Here is a 23,573-nt window from a genome sequence, read left to right on the forward strand (position 1 = left end):
CCGCTCCGGGTTCATCCCGGGGCCACACTGGAGGACTTCGTGGCGCCCACCACCGGACCCGTGGTCACGCGCGCGGACATCGCCCGCCGCACGGCGGTGCGCCGCCCGGCCGTCAGCAACTGGCAGCGCCGTTACGCCGACTTCCCCGAAGCGGTGTCACGGAGCGACGAGGACGTCGAGTTGTTCCCGGAGGCCGAGGTGCAGACCTGGCTGGACCGCCGGGTGATCCCGGCCAACGCCCGCCAGGCGGGGGAGGGAGCCGGGGCGACCTACGGAGACCGCTTCCGGCGGAAGGACGCCACGGAGGGGTTCGTCGCCGCGGTGCGCGCACTGGCGACAGATCCGCGGCACTTCGGTGGCCACATCCCGCACGATCACTACCTGCTGTTCCTGATGGCCCTCGTCCATGTGCGTCAACTGCGTCCGGAGGTGTGGCGCGCCTGCTCGGACCGGCAGGGGGACGTGGTGGGCGCGGTGCGGCACGTCCTGTGGGAGGACGGGGCGTACCACCTGGCGGACCTGCTCGGCCGGTCGCTCGACAGGTGCCCGCCACGCATGGCCGGGGAACTCGTGGCCGCTCTCGGCCCCGCGGCGCCGGCCGGTGCCTCCGCGCCGGAGTCCGAGGCCGGCGCGGAGGCGTTCGACCTGCTGCTGGCCGCCTACGGAGACGTGACCGGCGGAACTGCCGGTGAGCTGCCGACCCCCCCGTCGGTGGCCCGCGCGGTGGCCGGGATGCTGATGGCCGGGCCGCCCTCCGGCGACGGCCCGCCCGTGCGCCTGCACGACCCCTACTGCCGGGCCGGGGAGATGCTGGCCGCTTCGGTCGACGCCGTGCGAGCGTCCGCCCCCGTACCGCCGTCGCTGTCCGTCAGCGGTGCCGGGACCCAGGCCGTGCCCTGCGAACTGGCGGGCATGAATCTCGCGCAACGGCACCAGCCGGCCGACCTGCGCACGGAGCCGGGGGCACAGGACCGCGGCGCGGACACGGGGGGCCGGTTCGACCGTGTTCTGACGAACCCCCCGTTCAACGCCCGGCTCACCACTAGGGGCTCCGGGCACCTCGCCCCGCACTGGAGCTATGGGGAACCGCCGGCTCACAACGCCAACTACGACTGGCTCCAGTCCGTGGTCCACAGCCTCTCCGAGCGGGGCCGGGCCTGTGTGGTGATGCCCACCAACGCGGCTTCCTCCGCGCACGCCGGTGAACGGCGGATCCGGCGGGGCATGATCGAGGACGGTGCGGTCGAGGCCCTGGTCGCCCTGCCGCCGCAGCTCTTCCCGGCCACCGCAGTCGCCGTGAGCGTGTGGATCCTGAAGCGTCCGGCCGGCTCCTGCAGGGACGTCTTCTTCCTCGACGCGACGGGCCTGGGATCCATGGCGTCCCGCACCCGCCGTGTGCTCGCGGCCGAGGACACCGACCTGCTGGTCCGGATCACCGGGTCCCGGGAGGAGCGGAGGGGCCTCAGCCGCATCGTCGGCATCGACGAGATCCGCGCGCACGGACACTCGCTGAGTGCGACCGCCTACCTGACCACCCTGGCAACCGAGCCGTCCCGGGAGGCGACCGGCGGCCAGGTGCGGGCGCTGGCCGGACGCCTGGCAGAGCTCGGCGACCGTGCACGTGATGTCGACCGGCACATCGAGGCCCTGTTCAAGGAGTACGGACTGTGACCACGTACGTCGAGGAGGGGCTGCCGCAGGGGTGGGGAGTCGTCCCCCTGTCGCAGCTGTGCGAGCTGCGGTCGGCCGGGACTCCGGTGAACGTCCTGAAGGAGCCGGAGCCGGGCGCGGTGCCGTTGGTGAGGCCTGCCGATCTTCGGGAGCGCCGGATCGTCCACCCGGGCACCGCCTTCGTCGGCGCCGACCAGGCCGAGGGGCTGACCCGGGGACGCGTCCGCGCGGGGGACATCCTCGTCACGCGCACCGGCACGGTGGGGCGCGTCGCCCTGGTCACCGAGGCGGAGACCGGGTGGTTCCACAACACCCACGTGCTCTGTCTGCGGCCGGCCGACGCGGCCTCCGCACCGTACCTGGCCGGCTTCCTGGCCGGGCCGGGCGCCGTGGCCTGGATGAACGGCCACGCTGCCGGAAGCGCCATCCGGTCGATCACCGTCGGCACGCTGGCCGGCCTGCCGGTCGTGCTCCCTCCGCCCGGTGAACTGCGGCGGATCGGCGCCGTGCTGGGCGCGCTGGACGAGAAGATCCGGGTGCACGAGGAGATCGCGCGTACGACGGGGCTGCTGCGCGAGTCCCTGGCCGGTCTGCTGATGAGCGGGAACCCGTCCGTGCCCCCGGAGTGAGCTCGATTCCGCCCTACACTGGGCCTGTGGTGAGCACCGACTGGAAGACCGATCTTCGGCAGCGCGGCTACCGGCTGACGCCGCAGCGTCAGCTTGTCCTGGAGGCGGTCGACGCCCTGGAGCACGCGACACCCGACGACATCCTCTGCGAGGTGCGCCGGACGGCGTCGGGCGTGAACATCTCCACCGTCTACCGGACCCTGGAGCTCCTGGAGGAGCTCGGGCTGGTCAGCCACGCCCACCTCGGGCACGGCGCCCCGACGTACCACCTGGCCGATCGCCACCACCACATCCACCTCGTCTGCCGGGACTGCACGAACGTCATCGAGGCCGACGTCGACGTGGTCGCCGACTTCACCGCGAAGCTGCGGGGCGCCTTCGGCTTCGAGACCGACATGAAGCACTTCGCGATCTTCGGGCGCTGTACCGACTGCACGGCGAAGGCGGCGGAGGCGGCGGAGGCCGGGCCGGCGGAGGCCGGGCCGGCGGAGGAACCCGGGAGCCCGCGGTAGGCACGGCCGTCCGGGTCGTACGCTGGTCGCATGAAGAGCCCCCTGCTGTCCCTGCCCGGCGCCGTCCCCGCCGAGGGGCGCGACGAAGGCGTCGCCGCGCACTACGGCGACCTGTTCCGTGAGCAACGCGCACTCGCCGACGGCAGCGGTCTCGTCGACCTTTCGCACCGGTCGGTCGTCACGGTCACCGGTGACGACCGGCTGAGCTGGCTGCATCTGCTGCTCACCCAGCACGTCAGCGACCTCGCGCCGCACCAGGCGACGGAGGCGCTCATCCTCTCCGCCAACGGGCACATCGAGCACGCCCTCTATCTGGTCGACGACGGTGCGACGGTGTGGATGCACGCCGAGCCGGAGACCCGGGGCGAGCTGATCGCGTACCTGGAGTCGATGAAGTTCTTCTACCGGGTCGAGGTCGCCGACCGTACGGAGAACTACGCCGTCGTGCACCTTCCGGCCGGTTCCATCGCCGAGGTCCCGGACGGTGTGGCCGTGCGGGAGACGGCGCACGGCCGTGACCTCTTCCTGCCCCGGGCCGACCTGGAGGCGTATGCCGCCGGGCACGGACCCGTGGCCGGGATCCTGGCGTACGAGGCGCTGCGCGTGGAGGCGCACCGCCCGCGGCTCGGCTTCGAGACCGACCACCGCACCATCCCGCACGAGCTCGGCTGGATCGGCAGTGCCGTGCACCTCCAGAAGGGCTGCTACCGGGGCCAGGAGACGGTGGCCCGTGTCCACAACCTGGGGAAGCCGCCGCGCCGCCTCGTCTTCCTGCACCTCGACGGCAGCGAGGTCCATCTCCCCGGTCACGGGACACCGGTCCGTCTCGCGGCCGACGGTGAGGAGGGCCGCCAGCTCGGTTTCGTCACCACCTCGGCCCGTCACCACGAGCTGGGGCCGATCGCCCTCGCACTGGTGAAGCGGAACGTGGCGGTGGACGCGGAACTGCTCGCGGGGGACACCGCGGCGGCCCAGGAGACGGTCGTCGAGCCGTAGGGGAGCCGCGAGTGGTGCGCCCCGCCGCTACACCTCGACCAGCACGGTGAACGGGCCGTGGTTCGTGAGCGAGACCCGCATCTCCGCCCCGAACCGGCCCGTCTCCACCTGCGCGCCCAGCGCGCGCAGCCGTGCCACCACCTCGTCGACCAGCGGCTCGGCGATCTCGCCCGGCGCGGCGGCGTTCCAGGTGGGCCTGCGGCCCTTCCTGGCGTCCCCGTAGAGAGTAAATTGCGAGATGACCAGAAGGGGCGCGTTCACGTCCGAGCAGGACTTCTCGCCCTCCAGGATCCGCAGGGTCCACAGCTTGCGGGCGAGCTGCGCCGCCTTCTCCGCGGTGTCGCCGTGAGTGACCCCCACCAGCACACACAGGCCCTCGCCCACGATCTCGCCGACCGTCCCGGTCCCCGACGGATCGTCCGCCGCGCCTGCGACGGTGACGCTCGCGCCGTCCACTCTCTGTATCACTGCACGCATACAGACCAACCTATCTTGGGCCGAACGGGTACAGAGCACCTGCGTGAACACCCTGCGTAGTGACACCATGCACGATGTCGGTGTGCCGACGCACCGGTCGAGGGGACGGAACAACATGACGACACGTGGAACCGGGCCATCACCCGGTGCCGTACCAGTGACACAGACGGCCGCCGGCCTGCGGCCCCCGGTGCAGCGGACCGGTGACGCCCCCGGCCAGCCGGCCGCGCCCCCCGTGCAGGTGCCGGGGACCGTCTCCGTGCCCGGGCAGACCGCGGGCGGTGCGGCCGAAGGGCTGGCCTCCGTTCGTCTCCAGCCGGAGTTCGGCGGGCTGCGGCTGCCGGACCTGCGCACGCTGCGCCGTGACGCCCAACGCGACGAGGCGGACCTCAGTTACGTACGCCGTCTGGTCCAGGGCCGCATCGACATCCTCCGGGCCGAACTCGCCCGCCGGGCGGGCCCCGAGTCGCCCGTGGTGGACCGGCTCTCGGAGATCCTCGCCGACACCCCGTCCCTCCACCGTTCCTCGGTCCGGCACGTCACCCTCACGACGCCGCGCAGCGACGAGTACCGGCAGCTGGCGGCGGACACGCTGGCGGAGGTCGAGCTGTCCGACCTCGTTGCCCGGACGGACGAGGAACTGCTCACCGCCATGGGGCGCCTCGTCCGCTACGAGCGGCAGGTGTCCCGGCGCCGTCACCGGCTCCAGCGGACCGTCGACGATTGCAGCGCGGAGATCGCCCGCAGGTACCGTGACGGGGAAGCACAAGTAGAGGACCTGCTCGCCTGAAGCGACCCTTCCGGGGGTGGGTCACGCCCGCCCCCGGAAGGCCGCCCACCCCATGACCTCCTCCACAGCCCCGTTCTCGTCCTCGCCCTCCGTGCATCCGGTCCTGGCCGAGGTCGTGCGGTCCGGTTTCGCCGAGGGCAGCCACCGGGGGTCGCTGGTCGTCCTCGCCGCCGACGGGAGCGTGGAGTTCGCGCTCGGTGACCCGGCGGCCCCGGTCTTCCCCCGTTCGTCGAACAAGCCGATGCAGGCCGCCGCGATCCTGCGGGCCGGTCTCGACCTCTCGGGGGAGCGGCTGGCACTGGCCGCCGCGAGCCATTCGGGGGAGCCCTTCCACCTCGACCTGGTGCGCACGATGCTCGCCGAGCACGGGCTCGACGCCGATGACCTGCAGACGCCGCCCGATCTTCCACTGGACCCGGTCGAGGCCGAGGCGTACCTCGCCGCCGGGGGTGTGCGGGAGCCGATCACCATGAACTGCTCCGGCAAGCACACGGCGATGCTGGCCGTCTGCCTGCGCAACGGATGGGACACGGCGACCTATCTCGACCCGTCCCATCCGCTGCAGCGCCTGGTCGGCGAGGTCGTCGCGGAGGCGGCGGGCGAACCCGTCGCGGCGATCGGCACCGACGGCTGCGGCGCGCCGCTGATGGCGATCGGGCTGGTGGGGCTGGCTCGCGCGTTCCGGGCGTTCGTCCTGGCGGAGCCGGGCACGGCGGAGCGCCGGGTCGCGGACGCGATGCGGGCGCACCCGGAGTACGTCGCCGGCACGCGGCGGCCGGACACCTGGCTGATGCGGGAGGTGCCGGGCGCGCTCTCCAAGATGGGCGCGGAGGCGGTCCAGGCGGTGGCGCTGCCGGACGGGCGGGCGCTGGCCTTCAAGATCGACGACGGTTCCACCCGCGCCCTGGGCCCGGTCCTGGCCCGTTCCCTCGAACTGCTGGGCGTCGACGCCCCGGTGGTGTCCCGCATCGGGCGGGCGCCGCTGCTGGGCGGTGCCGTCGAGGTGGGCGGGATCCGGGCGGCGTTCTGAGCGACGCCGGGGCTGCGGAAATGCGGGAGACATTCCGAACTCCCTGCGCCTAGCGTGGGCGGCATGAGCCTTGATCCACGCACCGTCTCCGCAGCCGAGTTCCCCGACTGGCTGCGCGCCGTGGGGACCGGTTTCGTCCGGGCGTCGGCCGGGGTGCCCGGTGAGGAGGAGGTCGCGTTGCGCCTGGCCCATACCGATCTCGGCCGTGTCCAGGGCGTCTTCGACGCCGGGCGCTGTGTGGCCACGTTCCGGTCCTTCGCGCAGGAACTGACCGTCGTGGGCGGGGCGAGGGTGCCGGCCGACGCCATCACCGCCGTGACCGTGACCCCCACGCACCGCCGCCGGGGGCTGCTCAACCGGATGATGGCCGTGGACCTCGCGTCTGCGAAGGAGCGCGGCGACGTCCTCGCCTCGCTGATCGCGGCGGAGTACCCGATCTACGGGCGGTACGGCTTCGGTCCGGCCGCGTGGATCACCGAGTGGGAGATCGACGTACCCCGGGCGGGCCTGGACCCGCGCGCGCCGGTCCCGTCCGAGGCGGACGGCGGCCGGATCGAACTGGTCGACGGAGCCGACGTGCGCAAGCTGGGCCCCGAACTCCACGGCCGCGTCGCCGCCCGGCAGCACGGCGTGGTCTCCCGCGACGAGCGCTGGTGGCAGCGCAACACCGGCGTGGACGTCCCGGAACACGAGACGTGGAGCGAGCCGTTCTACGCGGTGTACCGGTCGCCGGACGGGGAGGTGGACGGCTTGGTCGTCTACCGTGCCGACGACCACTGGGGCGACCGGAAGCAGCCGCGCGAGACGGCGACGGTGAGCAGCCTGATTGCGGCGACCCCGGCGGCGGAACGGTCCCTGTGGCGGTTCGTGTGCTCCATCGACTGGATCACCACGGTCCGTACCGGCTACCGGGCCCCGGACGACCTGCTCCCGCTCCTCCTCCCGGACCCGCGTGCCGCCCGCGTCGTGACCCAGGCGGACTGGTTGTGGCTGCGCGTCCTCGACGTACCCGCGGCGCTGGAGGCGCGTACGTACGCGACCGGGAGCGCACTGGTCCTGGACGTCCATGACGCCGGGGGCCTGGCGGGCGGCCGGTTCCTGCTGGAGGTTTCACCGTCCGGCGCCTCCTGCGTCCCCACGACACGGAGCGCCGACCTCACGCTGGACGTGGCGGAACTGGGCGCGCTCTGCCTGGGCGACGAGTCGCCGGTGCGGCTGGCCGCCCTGGGCCGGCTCGACGAACACCGCGTGGGCGCGGCGGCCGAGGCGGACGTGGTGTTCCGGGCGCCACGGCGTGCGTGGTGCCCGGACGTGTTCTGACGGGCGGGCTCCTGGGGGCGTCGATGGTTCACGAAGCGCCCCGGGATCACTGTGTCCGCACCCTGAACAGCACCCTCGACAGGATCAGGGCGATCACCAGGATCCCGGCGGCCCACGCGAGCGCGGTCCAGGGGGCGTCGCCCACCGGCTGGTCCAGGAGGAGGCCCCGGAGCGATTCGATGGCCGGGGTGACCGGCTGGTGGTCGGCGAAGCCGTGGAGCCAGCCCGGCATGCTGTCGACCGGGACGAAGGCACTGCTCGGGTAGGGCAGGAACGACATGAAGAAGGTGAACCCGCCGGCCGCTTCGGGCGTACGGGCGAGCAGGCCGATCGCGGCGGAGATCCAGGACAGGGCCACGATGTAGGCGAGCAGCACGGCGGTGACCGCCAGCCAGCCGGCGGGGGTGGCGGCGGGGCGGAAGCCGATGAGCAGGGCGACGGCGAACACCAGCGTGGTCGAGACCAGGTTGCGTACCGTGCTCGCCACCACGTGGCCGGCCAGGATGGGCATCGCGCCGATGTCCAGGGAACGGAAGCGGTCGATGATTCCGCCCTTCATGTCCTCGCTCACCGCCACCGCGGTGGTGGCCGAGCCGAAGCCGGCGCAGAGGAACAGGACGCCGGGGACGACGTACATGACGTACGAGTCGTATGCCGTGCCCGTGTCGATCGCGCCGCCGAAGAAGTAGACGAAGATCAGCATCAGCATGATCGGCAGCATCATCGACGTGATGACGGCGTCGACGTTGCGACGGCTGATGAGCAGGCTGCGGCCGGTCATGACCGAGGCGTGGGTCAGCGCTCCGGGTGCGTCAGACATGGGCCGGTGCCTCCGTCCTGTCGGCGGTGAGGGCGAGGAAGACGTCGTCGAGGGTCGCGCTGTGCACGGAGAAGCGGTCGATCTCGGTGCGGTGCGGGTCGATCTCGTCGAGCAGGGTGCGGGCGTGGGTCGCGGTCCCGTCCGTGGGGATGCCCAGGGTGAGGGTCTCGGGGGAGTGGTGGACGGCGCGGGTGGCCAGCCGGAGGTAGGCCTCGCGGCTGTGGAGGACGAGGTCGAGACGGTGTCCGGCGACCCGTGATTTCAGGGTCTCCGGGGTGCCTTCGGCGACGGCGCGGCCCTTGTCGAGGACGGTGATCCGGTCGGCCAGCTGATCGGCCTCCTCCAGGTACTGGGTGGTGAGCAGGACCGCGGCGCCCCGGCCCGCGAGGTCGCGGACCACCTGCCAGAGCTCGCGGCGGCTGCGCGGGTCGAGGCCGGTGGTGGGCTCGTCGAGGAAGAAGACGCCGGGCTCGGGTGATCCGACCAGCCCGGCCGCGAGGTCGAGGCGGCGTCGCATCCCGCCCGAGTACGTACGGGCCTGGCGGCGGGCCGCTTCGGTGAGGCCGAAGCGGACGAGGAGTTCCTCGGCGCGCCGACGGGCCTGGCTGCGGGTCAGGCCGGAGAGACGCGCCATCATCCGCAGGTTCTCCTCGCCGGTCAGGGTCTCGTCGACGGCGGCGAACTGCCCGGTCAGGCTGATCGCGCGGCGCACCAGGCGTCGGTCGGCGACGACGTCGTACCCGGCGACGCGCGCCGTGCCGGAGTCGGCGGTGGCGAGGGTGGCGAGGATCCGCACGGTGGTGGTCTTGCCCGCGCCGTTGGGGCCGAGCAGTGCGTGGATCCCGGCGCGGGCGACCCGGAGGCCGACGCCGTCGAGGACCCGGGTGCCTGGTCTCCCGTAGGACTTGGTCAGGCCGTGCGCCTCGATCATGACGTCGTTCATGGCCGTACTCATGGCGGTCCCCCTTCTGCGTATGACATACGCGTTACTGCGTAAGCATTACGCAAACCTAGGATGGTGGCAAGCCAGTACCGGGAAAGGCGGCTTCGGGTGACGGAGAACAGCAGTGCGTCGTCGGGCGGTACGGGCCTGCCGGCCAGCATCGAGGCCGCATGGGGACTGCGCGAACGTCCGGTCAAGGGCCCCAAGCCCGGCCTGACTCTGGACCGCATCGTGGACGCGGCGGTGTCGGTGGCCGCGTCGGAGGGCCTTCCGGCCGTCTCGATGGGCCGGGTCGCCAAGGAACTCGGCGCCTCCACGATGTCGCTCTACCGCTACGTCTCCGCCAAGGAGGAGCTGTACGTCCTCATGCAGGAGGCGGCGATGGGTGCCCCTGAGCCCCTGGCCGCACTGGAGGAGGGGGCAGGCTGGCGGGAGGGGCTACGTCAGTGGGCGTGGGCGCAGCGCGGGATGTTCCGGCGCAACCTGTGGTCCCTGCGCATCCCGATCGCGGGGCCGCCGGCCAGTCCGCATTCGGTGGCCTGGTGGGAACAGGGCCTGCAGGTGCTGGAGGGCAGCGGACTGCGCGAGGGCGACAAGATCTCCGTCATCCTCCTCGTCTCCGGCTTCGTGCGGAACGAGGCCCTGCTCATGAGTGATATCGCCGCCGCCGTCGAGGCGAAGGGCGCTTCGGCCGAGGAGGTGATGGGCCAGTGGGAGCGGACGGTGCAGCGACTCATCGACCCCGCCCGCCATCCGGCGCTGTCGAGACTGCTGTCCTCCGGTGCCATGGGTGAGCCGGACGAACCCGACTACGACTTCGTGTTCGGTCTCGAGCGGGTGCTGGACGGCGTCGAGGTGCTCATCGATAAGGGCGCGGAGTCGTGAGTGCGGGGGATCCGGGACCGCGCGAGCACGAGGAGCGGCCCGCCGACGGGCGCTTCCGGCACGGTGGCGCCGGCCGGGCCCGCCTGCACGTCGGTAAGCGTTCGCCGGTCACCGCCCGGACGGGGAGAGCTCCTTGGTCAGCCGGACCGGGGGAGCTCCGCCCGGAGGAGGGCGTGCGCGAACGGCTCTCCGGTGCGCTGGGCGTACGCCAACCGCTCCTTCACCTCGCGCAGCGTGCGCGGCCGGTAGCCCGGGCCGCCGCCGCAGCAGTTCTTGTGAAAGCGGACGCCGGCGTGCAGCAGCACCGAGAGCGCACGCCATGCCGCGGTGTCCCGGCGACGTGGCGCCGCGAAGGCCGACCCGACGTGGATCAGCGCCCGTATGCAGCGAGGACAGGCGCGGTCCGCCCTCTCCCTGTCGTAGGGCTGCTTGTACGAGGCGCGGCACGGCAGACAGACGTACGAGGTTCTGGGCTCCGGCATACGGCAAGGGTAGGCCGCGGCACCGGGTTGTTCGATCGGCTGTACGCGGCACCGTCCGGCGCCCGCGCCACGGCCACCCGACCCGGCGGTCAGGGGCGTCCGCACCGCGGGTGCTCCCACGGTGCGGACGTCCCTCGTCGCGGTGGCGTCACGCGTCCCGGTCGGCTTCGCGCGCCGCGTGTTCGAGCCGGTTCCGGTGCCCCTCCCAGTAGGCCGCGTCGCCCGGCGGCAGGTTGCCGTTGTCCTCACGGAATCCCGCGGCGCCGTCGATGAGTTCACGGAGGATGTCGGCGTGCCCGGCGTGCCGGTGCGTGTCGGTGATCACGCGCAGCACGGCGTGATGCAACGTCACCTCGGCCCGGTGGGAGGGCCACCACGGCACCGTGCCGACCGTGTCGAGGGGCAGCGCCTCGATCGTGGCGTCCGCGTGTGCCCATGCCCGGCGGTAGAGTCCCACGACCCGCTCACGTGACTCGCCGGCGGTGGCCCACATGTCGGCATTGGCGTCGGCCTCGTCCTCGAGCCATGGCAACGGCTCGCCGGACGGCCGTGCGAAGGTGTCGCCGAGATAGCCCAGTTCCACACCGGCCACGTGTTTGACCAGGCCCAGGAGGTTCGTGCCGGTCGGGGTCAGCGGGCGCCGCGCGTTGTACTCCGAGAGTCCTTCGAGCTTCCACAGCAGGGCGTCGCGAGCCCACTGCAGAGCGAGGTGGAGGTCGGCCTTGGCATCAGGGGCGGTCATGGGACCAGTCTGCCCGTGGAACTCCCCCGGCTCTGTTCGCGGGAGCGGGCAGCGTTTTGACGGCGGTCCGGGAGGCACCGAGCAGGTAGGGCGGCAGCGAAAGGTTCACGGGTTTCCGCAGTAACCGTCCTCGATCTGGGTCTGTCATGGGCGTTTTCCGCGTAGTCGCAGAGCAGATACCGGGTGAGCCCGGGCTTTCGGGCTTGCGGTTGCCGCTGCGGCAGCTTCTACCGTCCTGAACAGGGCCGGAGAGACCGGCTTGGTGACGCGAACGTGAGGGAGGCGGCGATGGACTGGCCGATTGCGGAGGTCGCGCGTATGTCGGGCGTGACCGCCCGGACCCTGCGGCATTACGACGAGGTCGGCCTGCTGCCGCCTGCCAGGACCGGGTTCAACGGCCACCGCTACTACGAGGAGCCCCAGTTGCTGCGGCTGCAGCAGATCCTCGTCCTGCGAGCGCTGGGCGTGGGGATTCCCGAGGTCGGCCGGATCCTGGCCGAGCAGATCGATGAGGTGGACGCCCTGCGAGGACACCACCGCCGACTGCTCGCCGAGCGGGACCGGCTCGACGCTCTGGCCGGCACCGTCTCCCGCACGATCGCCGAACTGGAGCAGTCCAGGAAGGACGGCACACCCATGACCGCTGTCAACCGACCGGAGAACCTGTTCGAGGGCATCCAGCCTTCTCAGTACCAGGAGACCCTGCGTGACTTTCCCGGGCATGCCGAGGAAGTCGCCCGACGGGTCGCAGTGATGACCCCGCAGGACATCGAGGCCGGGCAGCGCGAGCGCACGACACAGATGATCCTGCTGGCCGACCTGATGGCAGCCGACCACCCGGCCGACGCCGAGCCCGTACAGGCGCAGATCGATGCCCAGTACCAGGCTCTGACCGAACTGCGACCCGTGTCCGCAGAGGAGTACCGCACCATCGGACGCTCCTGCGTGGACAACGAGGCGTGGCGCGCGGCGTACGAGGCGATCGCACCCGGCCTGGCCGCGTACCAGCGGGACGCCATCGAGGCGTACGTCACCGCCCGGCTCAGCTGACCCAGGAATGGGCAGCACCTCGGGCGGACCGAGGTGCTGCCCGTTCTCCTCGTGAACATCGAGTCCGGCACGTGGCGAAACTGAGTAGGCGTCCGAGCTCAGCGGCCCCTACGTTCGGCCGCATGACAGACGAATGTTTTGGACATCCACGGCTCGCCGCGCTCTACGACCCACTCGACCCCGATCGCGGCGATCTCGACGCGTACGTCCAGATGACGGAGGAGTTCGGAGCACGTCACGTGCTGGACATCGGCTGTGGAACAGGCGTGTTCGCGCTTCTGCTGGCAGAACGCGAGATCGACGTCGTGGGTGTCGATCCCGCTCAAGCGTCCATCGACGTGGCCCGGGTCAAGCGGGGCGGCGAGCGAGTGCGCTGGATCTGTGGCGATGCCACGACACTTCCGCCGATGCGGGTCGACCTGGCGACCATGACCGCGAACGCCGCCCAGCAGATTCTTGATCCGCAGGCATGGCGCGAGACCCTGCGTGGCGCGTACGAAGCACTGCAGCCTGGTGGCCGTCTGGTGTTCGAGACCCGGGACCCAGCCAGACGCGCCTGGGAGGAGTGGAACCGCGAAGCCTCATATCGCGTGACGGAGATCCCGGATGTCGGCCCGGTCGAAAGCTGGGTCCAGGTGATCGAGGTGAGCGAGCCGCTGGTGACGTTCCGCTGGACCTATGTGTTCGCTGCCGACGGGGAGGTGATGACGTCGGACTCCACCCTGCGCTTCCGTGAGCGGAAGGAGGTCGAGACGGAGCTGATCGCGCAGGGGTACGTGGTGGAGGACGTACGCGACGCGCCCGACAGGCCGGGCAAGGAGTTTGTCTTCGTCGCGCGACGTCCGTAGCTCGGCCCACGAGAGACCTCGCCGTGCAGATTGACCGGGACTCGGTCACTTCGCCGAGCAGATCCAGCGGGAACCCTCACGAGCACCGGGAACGGACAGTCATCGTGTGCAGGCTCAGCTCGCCGCGCGGGTGGCGCGGAACACTTTTGCAAGCAGCCGCTTGCAAAAGTTAGCAAGGGTGGTGCACCATCGAGCCATGGCATCACTCAACGTCGGCAATCTCGGCGAGTACCTGCGTGAGCAGCGGCGTACCGCGCAGCTCTCCCTGCGGCAGCTCGCCGACGCCGCCGGGGTGTCCAATCCGTATCTCAGCCAGATCGAACGCGGTCTGCGCAAGCCGAGCGCCGAGGTGCTGCAGCAGGTCGCCAAGGCCCTGCGGATCTCGGCCGAGACGCTTTATGTGCGGGCCGGAATCCTCGATGAGCGGGAGCGGGAGGAGCTGGAGACGCGAGCGGTCATATTGGCCGATCCGTCGATCAACGAGCGGCAGAAGAGCGTGCTTCTGCAGATCTACGACTCCTTCCGCCGGGAGAACGGTTTCGAGGTCGCGCCCGACACCGGCGGCGAGTTCCACGGAGCCGCCGATGCGGAGAGCAGAATCGATGCCGACGCGGAAAGCGGTGCCGGAGGAGCGAACGGCGCCGGTCCGGATGCCCGCGGCCCCCGCACGGCCGGCGGCAGTGATGCAGACCCACAAGCGAACTGACTTCTGATGATCCGGGAGGACCACAGTCATGGCCATCACCGATGACCTGCGTAAGACCCTCACCGACCCCACCCCCCTCTACTTCGCGGCCGGCACGGCGGACCTCGCCGTGGAGCAGGCGCGCAAGGTCCCGGGCCTGATCGAGCAGCTGCGGGCCGAGGCGCCCGAGCGGATCGAGGCCGTGCGCAACACCGACCCGAAGGCCGTGCAGGAGCGGGTCACCACGCAGGCCAAGGAGGCTCAGGCCACCGTGCAGGCGAAGGTGACCGAGGTCTTCGGGACGCTGGACACCGACCTGAAGAAGTGGGGCGAGACCGCCCAGGACCTGGCGCTGCGGAGCGTGGGTGTCGCCGCCGAGTACGCGGTCCGGGCCCGGGAGACGTACGAGAAGGTCGCCGAGCGCGGCGAGCAGAGCGTACGGACCTGGCGCGGCGAGACGGCCGAGGAGATCGTAGAGATCGCCGCCGTCGTCGAGGCCGAGCCGAAGTCCGTGCCGAAGCAGAAGTCCGAGGCGCCGGCGAAGCCCGTGACTCCCGCCAGGCCGGCGGGCTCGGTGAAGCCGGCGTCCGGCGCGAAGCCGGTCGCACCCGCCGCGAAGAAGCCCGCGCCGAAGGCCGCCGAGTCCAAGGCCGCGCCCGGCGCGACGGCGAAGAAGCCGGCGCCCGTGCGCAAGCCGGTGGCGAAGAAGACGACCCCGCAGTCCGGGAAGTAGACGGAGGCGGTTCTGGGACCGCGGAAGCGGTCCGGGATTGCAGGGGGGAGCGACCCGGGCACCTTTGGGGGTGCCCGGGTCGTTGTCCCGGTACCTTTGCCGCGAGGCGCTCATCCACTGACTAGGCGGTGCTCACCGTGTTGCTCGAAGCATTCGGCTCGTTCCTCCAGCTGCTGTACCTGGCCATGCTCGCCCTGGCCGTGGTCGCGCTGGTCTTCGCCGTGACGGCGCGCGAGGACGCCTACCGGGCCGCGGACAAGCAGAAGAAGTCCTTCTGGCTGATCATCCTCGGGGTCACCGTCTTCGTGAACCTCGTCATTCCGATCCTGTTCCTGCAGATCGCGGGCGTGATCGCGTCCATCGTCTTCATGGTGGACGTGAGGCCGGCGATCAAGGCCGTATCGGGCGGCAGCGGCGGCCGCCGCGGAGGCTCCAGCAGCGACGGACCGTACGGCCCCTACAACGGCGGGCGCTGAGCACCCGCCGACGAGGCGGCACCGGGGCGGGAACGCGATGCGTTCCTGCCCCGCCGGTGTATCCGGGCCTCGTCGCGTTCCAGCAGCAGTACGGCCACGTCGTCGGTCAGCTCGCCGCCGTTCAGCTCCTGCACCTGCGTGACCGCGGCCTCCAGCAGGGCCTCTCCGCCGAGGCCCTGGTCAAGCCGCCCGTTGATCATCGCGACCATGCCGTCCTGCCCCAGCCGCCGGGTACCGTCCCCACCGACGCGCCCCTCGATCAGACCGTCGGTGTACATCATCAGGCTCCAGGAGCCACCCAGCTCGACCTGCCGGCGCGGCCACCGGGCGTGCGGCAGCAGTCCGAGGGCGGGCCCGCCGTCCTCGTACGGGAGCAGGTGCGCGGCCCGTCCATGACGGGCGATCAGCGGCGCGGGATGGCCCGCGATGCACAGGCCCGCGCGGCGTCCGTCGGGCGCGATGTCGACCGTGCAGAGCGTCGCGAAGATCTCCTCGCTCTGCCGCTCGTGCTCCAGGACCTGCTGCAGCGTGGAGAGCAGGGCGTCGCCGCAGAGCCCGGCCAGGGTGAGCGCCCGCCAGGCGATCCGCAGCTCGACGCCGAGCGCCGCCTCGTCGGGGCCGTGCCCGCAGACGTCGCCGATCATCGCGTGGACCGTGCCGTCGGGTGTGCGGACCGTGTCGTAGAAGTCCCCGCCCAGCAGGGCGCGGCTACGGCCCGGCCGGTAGTGGGCGGCGAAGGCGAGGTCGGAGCCGTCGAGGAGCGGGGTGGGCAGCAGCCCGCGTTCCAGCCGGGCGTTCTCCTGGGCGCGCAGCCGCGACTCGGTCAGCTGGTGCTGGGCGGTGTCGGCGCGCTTGCGCTCCACGGCGTACCGGATGGCGCGGCTGAGGAGGCGTCCGTCGAGCTCGCCGCGGAAGAGATAGTCCTGGGCCCCGACGCGCACGGCCTCGGCGGCCCGCTCGGCGTCGTCCTCCGCGGTGAGGGCCAGGACCGCGTGGCGCGGCGCGATGCGCAGGACGTGCTTGAGGGTGGCGAGATCGTCGGGGAGACCGGCCTCGCCTTCGGTCCGGGCACCGGCGGGCAGTGAGGCCGCCGCCAGGTCGAGGTCGAGCAGGATGCAGTCGACGTCGTCGGTGAGCAGCCGGCCGGCCTCGGTGAGGTTGCGGGCGGTGCGGACGCGGATCCGTGCTCCGGTGGTGGACGACGGCTCGGGAACGGCGAAGGTGCCCGCAGGGTCGTCCTCGATCACCAGGAGGGTGAGGTCGGCGCCATGAGTGGTTTCCGCAGCGGGAACGGCACGTTGCTGCGGTACGGGTACGGGCATCGGTTTCGGGTTTCCTTCCCTCCCCCGAGGGCGCGGCGGGACGACGAACGACGAACCGCCGACGGGGACGATAGCGGTCTGCGGCAGGGGAACGGAATGGCGCCTGGCGATCATCCTCAGCCGTCCCTGCGGCCATAAGCCGCGTCCCACCACGGATCCGGCGTGATCGACGCGCATGAAACGGACATGAGGCCATGACGAACATCACGCGCTCGCCACGCGTCGTACACATGTGCCGCGTCGTTCTCCGGCGCGGGGTGCGGCGCGCGTCACCTGCCGCCCTCCACGGGGCGTCACGCGCCGTCCCCGGCCGGGCATCGGGTGCCGCCCTCCACAAGCCGTCACCTGCCGTCCCGGGGAGGGCGTCGCGTGCCGTCCGGCGCGGCTACCGCCACGCTCCCGGTGCTTACTTGTCCGGCCGGACCACGCCCAGGATCTGCATCGTTCCCGCGCCCGTCAGCGTGACGTGCCGGCCGGGCCGGGGGGCGTGCACGATCGAGCCGTCGCCGACGTACATCCCGACATGACTGGCGTCGCCGTGGTAGATGATCAGGTCGCCGGGGCGCATGTCCCGGAGGGGGATGCGGGGCAGCTGTCGCCACTGTTCCTGCGACGTCCGGGGGATCGGCTGCTTCGCCGCGGCCCAGGCCTGCGACGTCAGCCCCGAGCAGTCGTACGAACCGGGCCCCTCGGCTCCCCATACGTAGGGCTTGCCTATCTGGGCCGTCGCGAACGCCACCGCCCGCTTGCCGGCGGCGCTCGCCTCGCGGTTGATGTCCTTGAGCGCGCCGGAGGAGAGCCAGGCCGCCTGCGCCGTGGACGCGGCGTCCCGCTCCAGCTGGAGGAGCCGGGTGCGCTCCTCCTTGGCCAGCTGCGATTCGATCTTCTCCGCCGCCGCGATCTGGGCGTCGATGCTCTTCTTGGACTTGGCCTGCTTGACGCGGTTGGCCTCGATCTTCTCCCAGTTGAGGCTCGCGTCCTGCGTGTAGGTCTCCAAGTCCTCCTGGGCCTGCTGCAGTTCCGTCAGCATGCCCTTGGTGGCCTGCTGGCCCTGCCTGGCCTGGTTGACGCCGTCCATGAAGAGGTCCGGGCTGCCGCTCAGCATGAGCTGGGCGCCCGGGGGGAGGCCGCCGGTGCGGTACTGCTCGCGGGCCTGTGCGCCGGCCCGGTCCTTCAGCTCGGCGATCTTCGCCTCGCCGTCGGCGATCGCCTTGGTCAGCCGCGCGATCTCGCCGGACTGCTTCTCGGCCTGCTCCTCCGCGAGGTTGTACGCGTCCGTGGCCGCCCCGGCCTTGCGGTAGAGGGTGTCGATCTCCTCGCGGACCTCTTCGAGGCTCTTCCCGCCGACGGCGGGCGCGGTGGCGGTCGGGCCGGGCTCGGGCACCGGGGCGGCCATGGCCTGGACCGGCGCTGTCAGCAGGGCCATCGCGCAGACCAGGGTGATCGCGGCAGCGGCACAGTGGCGTCGGTTCACAAGCTCCCCCTCCGGGCGAATGGCAACGAAAGCCGTATCGCGCACATCTGACTTACCGTCAGTAACGTTCAGGTGACGACGCGATCGTGCCATGTTGTCCCTTAAAGCAACAGAGGTCCGCGCCCCTCTCCCCGTCACACAGGTGACGAACGGAGATCCGCCCGCGTTCCCGGACCCGGTCAGGTCCCCCGATCGATACCGCGGTGCCGGCCCGCGGTGCCCGCCCTCGCCTCACCCGAGGGGCCTCACACCGCGGGCCGCAGCGCGGACCAGCGGACCGTGATCTCGCCCTGCCGCCAGCGCCGTACACCGTCCGTCAGGGGCCAGTCGGCGGAAACCGCCCGGACGGCGGCGATCCAGCGCTGCCGCGCGCCCAGCGAGGCGTACGGGGAGGCCGTGGCCCAGGCGCGGTCGAGGTCCCGCAGGAAGGCGTGCACGGGTTCGCCCGGCACGTTGCGGTGGATCAGGGCCTTCGGCAGGCGCTCCGCGAGGTCCGAGGGGCGGTCCAAGGAGCCGAGCCGGGTCGCGAACGTGACGGTGCGCGGCCCTTCCGGTCCGAGGGCGACCCAGACGTGCCGGCGGCCGATCTCGTCGCAGGTCCCCTCGACCAGCAGTCCCCCGGGGGCGAGCCGGGAGCACAGCCGCTGCCAGACCTCGGCGACCTCGGCCTCGTCGTACTGGCGCAGCACGTTCGCGGCCCGGATGAGGGCCGGCCGGCCGGACACGGGGACCTCGAAGCCGCCGTGCACGAAGGTGAGGCCGTCGCGCTCGTACGGCTTCGCAGCCGCGACCCGCGCCTGGTCGATCTCGACGCCCACGACGGTCGTACGCGCCTCGGCGGCGCGCAGCCGCTCCAGCAGTTCGACGGCGGTCCAGGGCGCGGCACCGTAGCCCAGGTCGACCGCGACGGGCGCCTCGCTGCGACGGAGGGCGGGGCCGTGGGTGGCGGCGATCCAGCGGTCCATGCGGCGCAGCCGGTTGGGGTTGGTCGTCCCGCGGGTCGCGGTGCCGATGGGGCGCTGGTGCATGGGAGGGAGCGTATGCGAAGCGCCGACGGGCACCCGCGGACCACCCGGGAGTACCGGATGCCCTCCGGCGCACCTGAGGTATCGCAATGATTTGGCAAAGTGGAAATGAAAGACCGGGTTCCACTGTTCTGGCCTGTCGAGGGGCCGTGCGCCCCGTGCGTGCCATGCCCTGAGCGAGGAGGAGCGGACCTGTGAGCCAGTACGTCTCCCGGCTCGGCAGCAGTCTTGCGGCGCCCCGTATCCGCTTCCCGGGCGGTTTCGCCGGGCAGCGCAGGCCACGCCGCGTCGCGATGCTCTCCGTGCACACCTCTCCGCTGCACCAGCCCGGCACCGGCGACGCCGGCGGCATGAACGTCTACATCGTGGAACTGGCCCGGCGCCTCGCCGCGATCGGTGTCGAGGTCGAGATCTTCACCCGGGCCACCACCGGCGGGCTGCCCCCGACCGTCGACATGGCGCCCGGTGTCCTGGTCCGGCATGTCGACGCGGGGCCGTACGAAGGCCTCGCCAAGGAGGAGCTGCCCGCGCAGCTCTGCGCCTTCACCCACGGCGTGATGCAGGCCTGGGCCGGGCAGCGCCCCGGCTACTACGACCTGGTCCACTCCCACTACTGGCTCTCCGGGCAGGTCGGCTGGCTCGCCGCCCAGCGATGGGGCGTGCCCCTCGTCCACGCCATGCACACCATGGCGAAGGTCAAGAACGCCGCGCTCGCCCAGGGTGACGCCCCCGAGCCCGCCGCGCGTGTCATCGGCGAGACCCAGATCGTGAACGCCTCCGACCGGCTCATCGCGAACACCGCAGGGGAGGCGGACGAACTCATCCGCTTCTACGACGCCGACCCGGCGGCGGTCGCCGTCGTGCACCCCGGCGTCAATCTGGACCGGTTCCGCCCCGGCGACGGCCGCGCGGCGGCCCGCGCCCGTCTGGGGCTGCCCCAGGACGCCCTGATCCCCTTGTTCGCGGGCCGCATCCAGCCGCTCAAGGCCCCGGACGTGCTGCTGCGCGCCGTCGCGGTGCTCCTGGACCGCGACCCCTCGCTGCGCTCGCGCATCGTCGTACCGGTCGTCGGAGGGCCCAGCGGCAGTGGACTCGCCAAGCCGGAGGGCCTGCAGAAGCTGGCCGCGCGCCTGGGTATCGCCGACGTCGTGCGGTTCCACCCGCCGGTCGGTCAGGACCAGCTCGCGGACTGGTTCCGGGCGGCGTCCGTGCTGGTCATGCCCTCGTACAGCGAGTCCTTCGGGCTCGTCGCCATCGAGGCCCAGGCCGCCGGCACACCCGTCGTCGCGGCGGCGGTGGGCGGACTTCCCGTCGCGGTACGGGACGGCGTCAGCGGCTTCCTGATCCCCGGCCACGATCCGGAGGCGTACGCACAGGCGCTCGGCCGGTTCGCGGACAGCGCCGAGCTGGCCGGCCGGATGGGCGAGGCCGCGGCCACGCACGCCCGGTCGTTCGGCTGGGACACGGCCGCGGCGGCGACCGCCGACGTGTACACGGCGGCCATGCACGACCACCGGCGCCGCGCCCGCTCGCACCACGGCTGAGCACCGGGGCGCGTTGTCGTACGCTCGCAGCATGGCTGACGTATCCGACGAGGCAGCAGCGGCGCAGGTCATCGAGACGACGCTGAACGACGCGGAGCTCGAATGGGAGAACCCCGAGCCCGGCACCTACGTCGTGAAGCTGCCCGGTACGCGCAAGCTGTCCACGACCTGTTCGCTGCGTGTCGGGCAGCACTCCCTTTCCCTCAACGCGTTCGTCATCCGGCACCCGGACGAGAACGACGCGGCCGTGCACCGCTGGCTCCTGGAGCACAACCTGCGCCTCTTCGGCGTGAGTTACGCCATCGACCAGCTCGGCGACATCTATCTCGTCGGCAGGCTCCCGCTGTCGGTCGTCACGCCCGAGGAGCTCGACCGGCTCCTGGGCGCCGTCCTGGAGGCGGCGGACGGGGCGTTCAACCCGCTGCTCGAACTGGGCTTCGCGAGCGCGATCCGCAAGGAGTACGCCTGGCGGGTGGAGCGCGGCGAATCGACCCGCAATCTGGACGCCTTCACGCATCTGACGCAGCGCCCGTCGTGAGCGGGCGGCCGGCCTCCTGAGACCCGTGCGGAGTCGGCTACAGCCGCTCCTGCGCCGCGAAGAGCCGCGGCGCCACCGCCTTCCAGGCGTCCTCGAACGCCACACGGGTGACGGCGTTGTACGTGCCCCCGGCGAGGCGCTCGAGGGGCGCCGGCCGGTGGACACCGACGCTCGCAGCACGGCTGTTGTCGCGTCGACGGACACGGCGGGGCCCCCAGGGCTCGACGGCGGGGACGACCGCCACAGGGACTTCACAGAGTGATCACAGCGGAGTCACGATCACATCCCGTGACCGGCGGGGCGATCATCGGACAGGTGTCCGATCGTAGAGTGTGCGGCATCGCGAGAGCCCTCCCGCGCCGACACCGCATCACTCGGCAGGGAAGGGCTGTTGCTCCTTCGGACGGAGAGTTGAACGAACCATGCGCGCCACCCTCGCACGCCGTACCGCCCTCGCCACCGCTGTGGCTTCCCTGACCCTGCTCGCCACCGCCTGCGGCGGCTCCGACTCGGATGCCAAGGGCGACGACAGCGCCTCGGCGGGGAAGGACGACTCCTCCGCCAAGCCCGCCGCGGTCAAGGCGCTGACGTCGGCCGAGCTGGAGAAGGTGTCGCTGGAACAGGGCGACGTAGCGGGCTACAAGATCACGAAGACCGGCCCCGAGGACATCGCGCAGCCCCAGGACGTCACCGTGGACAAGAAGGAGTGCGAGCCCATCGGCTTCGCCTTCTACGGAGTGAAGCGGGGGGACCCGGTAGGGAACGCCGGGCGCAAGGTCGTCCAGGAGCCCAAGAAGGACGAGTCCGCCGACCCCGAGGACCTGCTCGCCGGCATGCTCGATGTGACGTCGTCGCTGGTCACGCTCGCCTCGTACGACGGTGACGGCGCGGCGAAGAGCTTCGCCGAGCTCCGTGACTCCGCTGCCAAGTGCGCCACCGGTGGGTTCACCCTGTCCGTGAAGGGCTCGAAGCAGAAGGTCACGAAGCTGACCGAGGAGAAGGTGACGGGCGGAGAGGAGGCCCTCGCCTGGCGGGTGCAGATGGGGGAGGGCGACGAGGCGGCCCCCTTCAAGCTCGTGAGCGTGCGGCAGGGCGGCACGATCGCCACGTTCTTCTCCCTCAACCTCGGCAAGACCGGTGCGGACGCCGACTTCGAGCGGCCGACCGCGGTGATCGACGCCCAGGTCGAGAAGCTCGGCTGAGACACCTACCGCCTCTCCGGGTCACGGCAGCGGTACGAGCCTGACCACGGTGACCGTCAGCACGGACCCGGAGACGTAGTAGAGGACGATGGCGCCTGACACCGTCGCCTCGCGCCGGTCGCGTTCGCGCTTCACGGCGGTCGAGGCGTGTCCGTAGGGGTCGAGGCCCAGGGTGCGCGCCATCTCGTCCCGGAACGAGTCGCCGTCGCGCATCTTGGCCAGACTGTCGTCGGCGGGCGGTGCGAAGGAGATACGGAAACTCAAGCGACGTTCCGCCTCTCGGCCTCGTCCTGAGCCAGCCGGTCCAGGATCTGCTCGGCCTCGGGATCGGGCACGGACTCGAGCATCCAGTGCCGCATCACGGCCTGGATCTCGTGCACCCCGGCCTCGTTGATCGCGTGGTCGAACTCCTCGCGTCTCTCCTCGGGCAGCGCGGCACGGATCGCCGGAATGCTGTTGGGCACCTCGACCTCGGTGCCGCCGACGAAGGTCTTCAGAGACTCGCCCATGATCGCTCTCCCCGATCTCCTTGCTTTCCGAGCCCGTCTGCCCGCGCCGCCGGGGTGTGCACACCGGGTAACGGGCGGGTGTGAACGCCACGTTAGCCGGTGGGCCGATCCGGCCGGGTGACCCACTCCGCGGTGATCCGGGCGAGACACGGACCGAAAGGCGCGGCCCGACCACGCGGTGGAGTCACGGGTTCGTCCAACAGGGCTGGCAGGCAACGCTGTTGGAGGGGCGGACGACCGCTGGGCTCGATCGGCCCGCGAACAGCACACCGGGCCGCCGCTGTTGTCCGTACACCGGCCCAGGCCGCCGCCCGGTCCCCGGCGGGGTGGGAGTATCCGTGTGAGCTGTTGGAGAGCCGACACGGAGGTCCCTACATGCCCGGTGCGCCGTACATCCGTTTCGAGGGAACGGTGAAACATCCCCGCGGCCACTTCCCGGGGGTCTTCGTCATGGCCAACGAACTGGCGCGGCAGGGCAGGCTGACCGCGGACCAGTACCGCTTCTGGCGTACGAACAACGACTGGTACGACGCCAATTACACCAACCCCGCCCACGTCGACCCCGCGGTCTACGATCGCGATCTCCACCCCGGCGCCGTGGCGTGGTTCAAGGCCTCGGCGCACGATCTCGTGGAGCGGGTGGACGGGTATCTGGAGCTCCTCGCGGCACACGGTGTCGACTGCCGACGGGTGGAATCGGCGAGTCCCGGGCGGGTCATCTACGAGGACGAGCACCAGGTCGTCGTCATGCCGCACGAGGAGCCGGACGGACGGACGCCCTGAGGGGGAGGCCTGCCGGTGCCGACGCCTCGGACGGCCCGGAGTCGGCCCAGGCGGGGCACTCGCTCCGGCCGTGACGGTCAGCAGCTG

28 protein-coding genes are annotated in these 23,573 nt (G+C 71.6%); 17 read left to right on the forward strand and 11 right to left on the reverse strand.

Translation table 11 applies throughout. The features are described 5' to 3' along the window. Positions 1 to 39 precede the first annotated feature (39 nt). The 4 genes from ABZ441_RS21010 to ABZ441_RS21025 are packed head-to-tail and all read left to right on the forward strand — an operon-like array spanning position 40 to position 3,808. Positions 40 to 1,671, forward strand: a complete 1,632-nt coding sequence (locus ABZ441_RS21010; RefSeq protein ID WP_358976215.1) for an N-6 DNA methylase — start codon at positions 40 to 42, stop codon at positions 1,669 to 1,671. After that, positions 1,668 to 2,300: a restriction endonuclease subunit S gene (locus tag ABZ441_RS21015; protein ID WP_358976218.1), complete on the forward strand. Its 633-nt coding sequence runs from the start codon at positions 1,668 to 1,670 to the stop codon at positions 2,298 to 2,300. The genes ABZ441_RS21010 and ABZ441_RS21015 overlap by 4 nt, the downstream gene beginning before the upstream one ends. A gap of 26 nt (positions 2,301 to 2,326) precedes the next feature. Further along, entirely contained in the window at positions 2,327 to 2,812 is a 486-nt protein-coding gene (locus tag ABZ441_RS21020; RefSeq protein WP_358976222.1) for a transcriptional repressor, read from the forward strand. 30 nt (positions 2,813 to 2,842) lie between these two features. Then, positions 2,843 to 3,808: a folate-binding protein gene (locus tag ABZ441_RS21025; protein WP_358976225.1), complete on the forward strand. Its 966-nt coding sequence runs from the start codon at positions 2,843 to 2,845 to the stop codon at positions 3,806 to 3,808. 27 nt (positions 3,809 to 3,835) lie between these two features. Here the strand turns inward: ABZ441_RS21025 and dtd are convergent, their stop codons facing one another. Next, positions 3,836 to 4,285, reverse strand: coding sequence for a D-aminoacyl-tRNA deacylase (dtd, locus tag ABZ441_RS21030; RefSeq protein ID WP_205018057.1), 450 nt, complete (start codon positions 4,283 to 4,285; stop codon positions 3,836 to 3,838). A gap of 115 nt (positions 4,286 to 4,400) precedes the next feature. Here dtd and ABZ441_RS21035 point away from each other — a divergent pair, with 115 nt between their 5' ends. The 3 genes from ABZ441_RS21035 to ABZ441_RS21045 all read left to right on the forward strand — a co-directional run bounded on the left by ABZ441_RS21035 (position 4,401) and on the right by ABZ441_RS21045 (position 7,425). Further along, on the forward strand, positions 4,401 to 5,075 hold the full coding sequence (locus tag ABZ441_RS21035; RefSeq protein ID WP_358976229.1) for an ABC transporter substrate-binding protein: 675 nt from the start codon (positions 4,401 to 4,403) through the stop codon (positions 5,073 to 5,075). Positions 5,076 to 5,127: 52 nt separating this feature from the next. Beyond that, complete coding sequence (locus ABZ441_RS21040; protein ID WP_358976232.1) at positions 5,128 to 6,105, forward strand: asparaginase; 978 nt, start codon at positions 5,128 to 5,130, stop codon at positions 6,103 to 6,105. A gap of 63 nt (positions 6,106 to 6,168) precedes the next feature. Then, positions 6,169 to 7,425: a GNAT family N-acetyltransferase gene (locus ABZ441_RS21045; RefSeq protein WP_358976235.1), complete on the forward strand. Its 1,257-nt coding sequence runs from the start codon at positions 6,169 to 6,171 to the stop codon at positions 7,423 to 7,425. Between the two features lie 46 nt (positions 7,426 to 7,471). Here ABZ441_RS21045 and ABZ441_RS21050 read toward each other — a convergent pair whose 3' ends face one another. Both ABZ441_RS21050 and ABZ441_RS21055 read right to left on the reverse strand, forming a co-directional pair. Then, positions 7,472 to 8,245, reverse strand: a complete 774-nt coding sequence (locus tag ABZ441_RS21050; RefSeq protein ID WP_358976237.1) for an ABC transporter permease — start codon at positions 8,243 to 8,245, stop codon at positions 7,472 to 7,474. Then, entirely contained in the window at positions 8,238 to 9,200 is a 963-nt protein-coding gene (locus ABZ441_RS21055) for an ATP-binding cassette domain-containing protein (protein ID WP_358976240.1), read from the reverse strand. The genes ABZ441_RS21050 and ABZ441_RS21055 overlap by 8 nt, the downstream gene beginning before the upstream one ends. 96 nt (positions 9,201 to 9,296) lie before the next feature. On the opposite strand from ABZ441_RS21055, the gene ABZ441_RS21060 reads away from it, so the two are divergent. After that, positions 9,297 to 10,073 carry a TetR/AcrR family transcriptional regulator gene (locus ABZ441_RS21060; protein ID WP_358976243.1) on the forward strand — a complete coding sequence of 259 codons (777 nt, stop codon included), beginning with the start codon at positions 9,297 to 9,299 and terminating at the stop codon, positions 10,071 to 10,073. Positions 10,074 to 10,210: 137 nt separating this feature from the next. Here ABZ441_RS21060 and ABZ441_RS21065 read toward each other — a convergent pair whose 3' ends face one another. Then, positions 10,211 to 10,555 carry a deoxyxylulose-5-phosphate synthase gene (locus tag ABZ441_RS21065; RefSeq protein ID WP_358976246.1) on the reverse strand — a complete coding sequence of 115 codons (345 nt, stop codon included), beginning with the start codon at positions 10,553 to 10,555 and terminating at the stop codon, positions 10,211 to 10,213. A gap of 148 nt (positions 10,556 to 10,703) precedes the next feature. After that, complete coding sequence (locus ABZ441_RS21070) at positions 10,704 to 11,297, reverse strand: DinB family protein (RefSeq protein ID WP_358976250.1); 594 nt, start codon at positions 11,295 to 11,297, stop codon at positions 10,704 to 10,706. A gap of 288 nt (positions 11,298 to 11,585) precedes the next feature. Between ABZ441_RS21070 and ABZ441_RS21075 the strand changes: the two genes are divergently transcribed. The 5 genes from ABZ441_RS21075 (at position 11,586) to ABZ441_RS21095 (ending at position 15,089) form a co-directional block, all read left to right on the forward strand. Next, positions 11,586 to 12,347 carry a MerR family transcriptional regulator gene (locus tag ABZ441_RS21075; protein ID WP_358976253.1) on the forward strand — a complete coding sequence of 254 codons (762 nt, stop codon included), beginning with the start codon at positions 11,586 to 11,588 and terminating at the stop codon, positions 12,345 to 12,347. Positions 12,348 to 12,469: 122 nt separating this feature from the next. Continuing rightward, complete coding sequence (locus ABZ441_RS21080; protein WP_358976256.1) at positions 12,470 to 13,195, forward strand: class I SAM-dependent methyltransferase; 726 nt, start codon at positions 12,470 to 12,472, stop codon at positions 13,193 to 13,195. A 196-nt stretch (positions 13,196 to 13,391) separates the two neighbouring features. Further along, on the forward strand, positions 13,392 to 13,901 hold the full coding sequence (locus ABZ441_RS21085) for a helix-turn-helix transcriptional regulator (protein ID WP_358976417.1): 510 nt from the start codon (positions 13,392 to 13,394) through the stop codon (positions 13,899 to 13,901). Between the two features lie 28 nt (positions 13,902 to 13,929). Then, on the forward strand, positions 13,930 to 14,613 hold the full coding sequence (locus tag ABZ441_RS21090; protein WP_358976259.1) for a hypothetical protein: 684 nt from the start codon (positions 13,930 to 13,932) through the stop codon (positions 14,611 to 14,613). Positions 14,614 to 14,750: 137 nt separating this feature from the next. Continuing rightward, positions 14,751 to 15,089: a DUF2516 family protein gene (locus ABZ441_RS21095; protein ID WP_358976262.1), complete on the forward strand. Its 339-nt coding sequence runs from the start codon at positions 14,751 to 14,753 to the stop codon at positions 15,087 to 15,089. On the opposite strand, the gene ABZ441_RS21100 is transcribed toward ABZ441_RS21095, so the two are convergent. The 3 genes from ABZ441_RS21100 to ABZ441_RS21110 form a co-directional block, all read right to left on the reverse strand. Next, positions 15,071 to 16,411: a SpoIIE family protein phosphatase gene (locus ABZ441_RS21100; RefSeq protein WP_358976265.1), complete on the reverse strand. Its 1,341-nt coding sequence runs from the start codon at positions 16,409 to 16,411 to the stop codon at positions 15,071 to 15,073. The genes ABZ441_RS21095 and ABZ441_RS21100 overlap by 19 nt on opposite strands. A gap of 406 nt (positions 16,412 to 16,817) precedes the next feature. Continuing rightward, positions 16,818 to 17,885, reverse strand: a complete 1,068-nt coding sequence (locus tag ABZ441_RS21105; protein WP_358976268.1) for an NlpC/P60 family protein — start codon at positions 17,883 to 17,885, stop codon at positions 16,818 to 16,820. Between the two features lie 245 nt (positions 17,886 to 18,130). Then, positions 18,131 to 18,913 (reverse strand): class I SAM-dependent methyltransferase, encoded by a 783-nt coding sequence (locus ABZ441_RS21110; RefSeq protein WP_358976271.1) that lies wholly within the window; start codon positions 18,911 to 18,913, stop codon positions 18,131 to 18,133. A 191-nt stretch (positions 18,914 to 19,104) separates the two neighbouring features. Here ABZ441_RS21110 and mshA point away from each other — a divergent pair, with 191 nt between their 5' ends. Both mshA and ABZ441_RS21120 read left to right on the forward strand, forming a co-directional pair. Further along, positions 19,105 to 20,454 (forward strand): D-inositol-3-phosphate glycosyltransferase, encoded by a 1,350-nt coding sequence (gene mshA, locus ABZ441_RS21115; RefSeq protein WP_358976274.1) that lies wholly within the window; start codon positions 19,105 to 19,107, stop codon positions 20,452 to 20,454. Between the two features lie 31 nt (positions 20,455 to 20,485). After that, on the forward strand, positions 20,486 to 20,992 hold the full coding sequence (locus ABZ441_RS21120) for a YbjN domain-containing protein (protein WP_358976277.1): 507 nt from the start codon (positions 20,486 to 20,488) through the stop codon (positions 20,990 to 20,992). 37 nt (positions 20,993 to 21,029) lie between these two features. On the opposite strand, the gene ABZ441_RS21125 is transcribed toward ABZ441_RS21120, so the two are convergent. Next, positions 21,030 to 21,236 carry a hypothetical protein gene (locus ABZ441_RS21125; RefSeq protein ID WP_358976280.1) on the reverse strand — a complete coding sequence of 69 codons (207 nt, stop codon included), beginning with the start codon at positions 21,234 to 21,236 and terminating at the stop codon, positions 21,030 to 21,032. A 178-nt stretch (positions 21,237 to 21,414) separates the two neighbouring features. On the opposite strand from ABZ441_RS21125, the gene ABZ441_RS21130 reads away from it, so the two are divergent. Next, the gene (locus ABZ441_RS21130) at positions 21,415 to 22,194 is read left to right on the forward strand and encodes a hypothetical protein (RefSeq protein WP_358976282.1); all 780 of its coding nucleotides are present in this window, start codon (positions 21,415 to 21,417) and stop codon (positions 22,192 to 22,194) included. 21 nt (positions 22,195 to 22,215) lie between these two features. Here the strand turns inward: ABZ441_RS21130 and ABZ441_RS21135 are convergent, their stop codons facing one another. After that, positions 22,216 to 22,458 carry a hypothetical protein gene (locus tag ABZ441_RS21135; protein ID WP_358976283.1) on the reverse strand — a complete coding sequence of 81 codons (243 nt, stop codon included), beginning with the start codon at positions 22,456 to 22,458 and terminating at the stop codon, positions 22,216 to 22,218. Continuing rightward, entirely contained in the window at positions 22,455 to 22,703 is a 249-nt protein-coding gene (locus tag ABZ441_RS21140) for a hypothetical protein (protein WP_031093484.1), read from the reverse strand. Before ABZ441_RS21140 ends, ABZ441_RS21135 begins: the two co-directional genes overlap by 4 nt. A gap of 375 nt (positions 22,704 to 23,078) precedes the next feature. Here ABZ441_RS21140 and ABZ441_RS21145 point away from each other — a divergent pair, with 375 nt between their 5' ends. Then, entirely contained in the window at positions 23,079 to 23,486 is a 408-nt protein-coding gene (locus ABZ441_RS21145; protein ID WP_358976287.1) for a hypothetical protein, read from the forward strand. Positions 23,487 to 23,573: the final 87 nt, after the last annotated feature.

It is taken from the genome of Streptomyces sp. NPDC005752, assembly GCF_040630715.1.
GTDB lineage: Bacteria > Actinomycetota > Actinomycetes > Streptomycetales > Streptomycetaceae > Streptomyces.

What these genes read in the sequence shown, in the direction of transcription:
- ABZ441_RS21025 (WP_358976225.1), top strand. Translation starts at nt 2,843, where the DNA reads ATGAAGAGCCCCCTGCTGTCCCTGCCCGGCGCCGTCCCCGCCGAGGGG.
- dtd (WP_205018057.1), bottom strand. Translation starts at nt 4,285, where the DNA reads ATGCGTGCAGTGATACAGAGAGTGGACGGCGCGAGCGTCACCGTCGCA.
- ABZ441_RS21035 (WP_358976229.1), top strand. Translation starts at nt 4,401, where the DNA reads ATGACGACACGTGGAACCGGGCCATCACCCGGTGCCGTACCAGTGACA.
- ABZ441_RS21040 (WP_358976232.1), top strand. Translation starts at nt 5,128, where the DNA reads ATGACCTCCTCCACAGCCCCGTTCTCGTCCTCGCCCTCCGTGCATCCG.
- ABZ441_RS21045 (WP_358976235.1), top strand. Translation starts at nt 6,169, where the DNA reads ATGAGCCTTGATCCACGCACCGTCTCCGCAGCCGAGTTCCCCGACTGG.
- ABZ441_RS21050 (WP_358976237.1), bottom strand. Translation starts at nt 8,245, where the DNA reads ATGTCTGACGCACCCGGAGCGCTGACCCACGCCTCGGTCATGACCGGC.
- ABZ441_RS21055 (WP_358976240.1), bottom strand. Translation starts at nt 9,200, where the DNA reads ATGAGTACGGCCATGAACGACGTCATGATCGAGGCGCACGGCCTGACC.
- ABZ441_RS21065 (WP_358976246.1), bottom strand. Translation starts at nt 10,555, where the DNA reads ATGCCGGAGCCCAGAACCTCGTACGTCTGTCTGCCGTGCCGCGCCTCG.
- ABZ441_RS21070 (WP_358976250.1), bottom strand. Translation starts at nt 11,297, where the DNA reads ATGACCGCCCCTGATGCCAAGGCCGACCTCCACCTCGCTCTGCAGTGG.
- ABZ441_RS21075 (WP_358976253.1), top strand. Translation starts at nt 11,586, where the DNA reads ATGGACTGGCCGATTGCGGAGGTCGCGCGTATGTCGGGCGTGACCGCC.
- ABZ441_RS21080 (WP_358976256.1), top strand. Translation starts at nt 12,470, where the DNA reads ATGACAGACGAATGTTTTGGACATCCACGGCTCGCCGCGCTCTACGAC.
- ABZ441_RS21085 (WP_358976417.1), top strand. Translation starts at nt 13,392, where the DNA reads ATGGCATCACTCAACGTCGGCAATCTCGGCGAGTACCTGCGTGAGCAG.
- ABZ441_RS21090 (WP_358976259.1), top strand. Translation starts at nt 13,930, where the DNA reads ATGGCCATCACCGATGACCTGCGTAAGACCCTCACCGACCCCACCCCC.
- ABZ441_RS21100 (WP_358976265.1), bottom strand. Translation starts at nt 16,411, where the DNA reads ATGCCCGTACCCGTACCGCAGCAACGTGCCGTTCCCGCTGCGGAAACC.
- ABZ441_RS21110 (WP_358976271.1), bottom strand. Translation starts at nt 18,913, where the DNA reads ATGCACCAGCGCCCCATCGGCACCGCGACCCGCGGGACGACCAACCCC.
- ABZ441_RS21120 (WP_358976277.1), top strand. Translation starts at nt 20,486, where the DNA reads ATGGCTGACGTATCCGACGAGGCAGCAGCGGCGCAGGTCATCGAGACG.
- ABZ441_RS21130 (WP_358976282.1), top strand. Translation starts at nt 21,415, where the DNA reads ATGCGCGCCACCCTCGCACGCCGTACCGCCCTCGCCACCGCTGTGGCT.
- ABZ441_RS21140 (WP_031093484.1), bottom strand. Translation starts at nt 22,703, where the DNA reads ATGGGCGAGTCTCTGAAGACCTTCGTCGGCGGCACCGAGGTCGAGGTG.
- ABZ441_RS21145 (WP_358976287.1), top strand. Translation starts at nt 23,079, where the DNA reads ATGCCCGGTGCGCCGTACATCCGTTTCGAGGGAACGGTGAAACATCCC.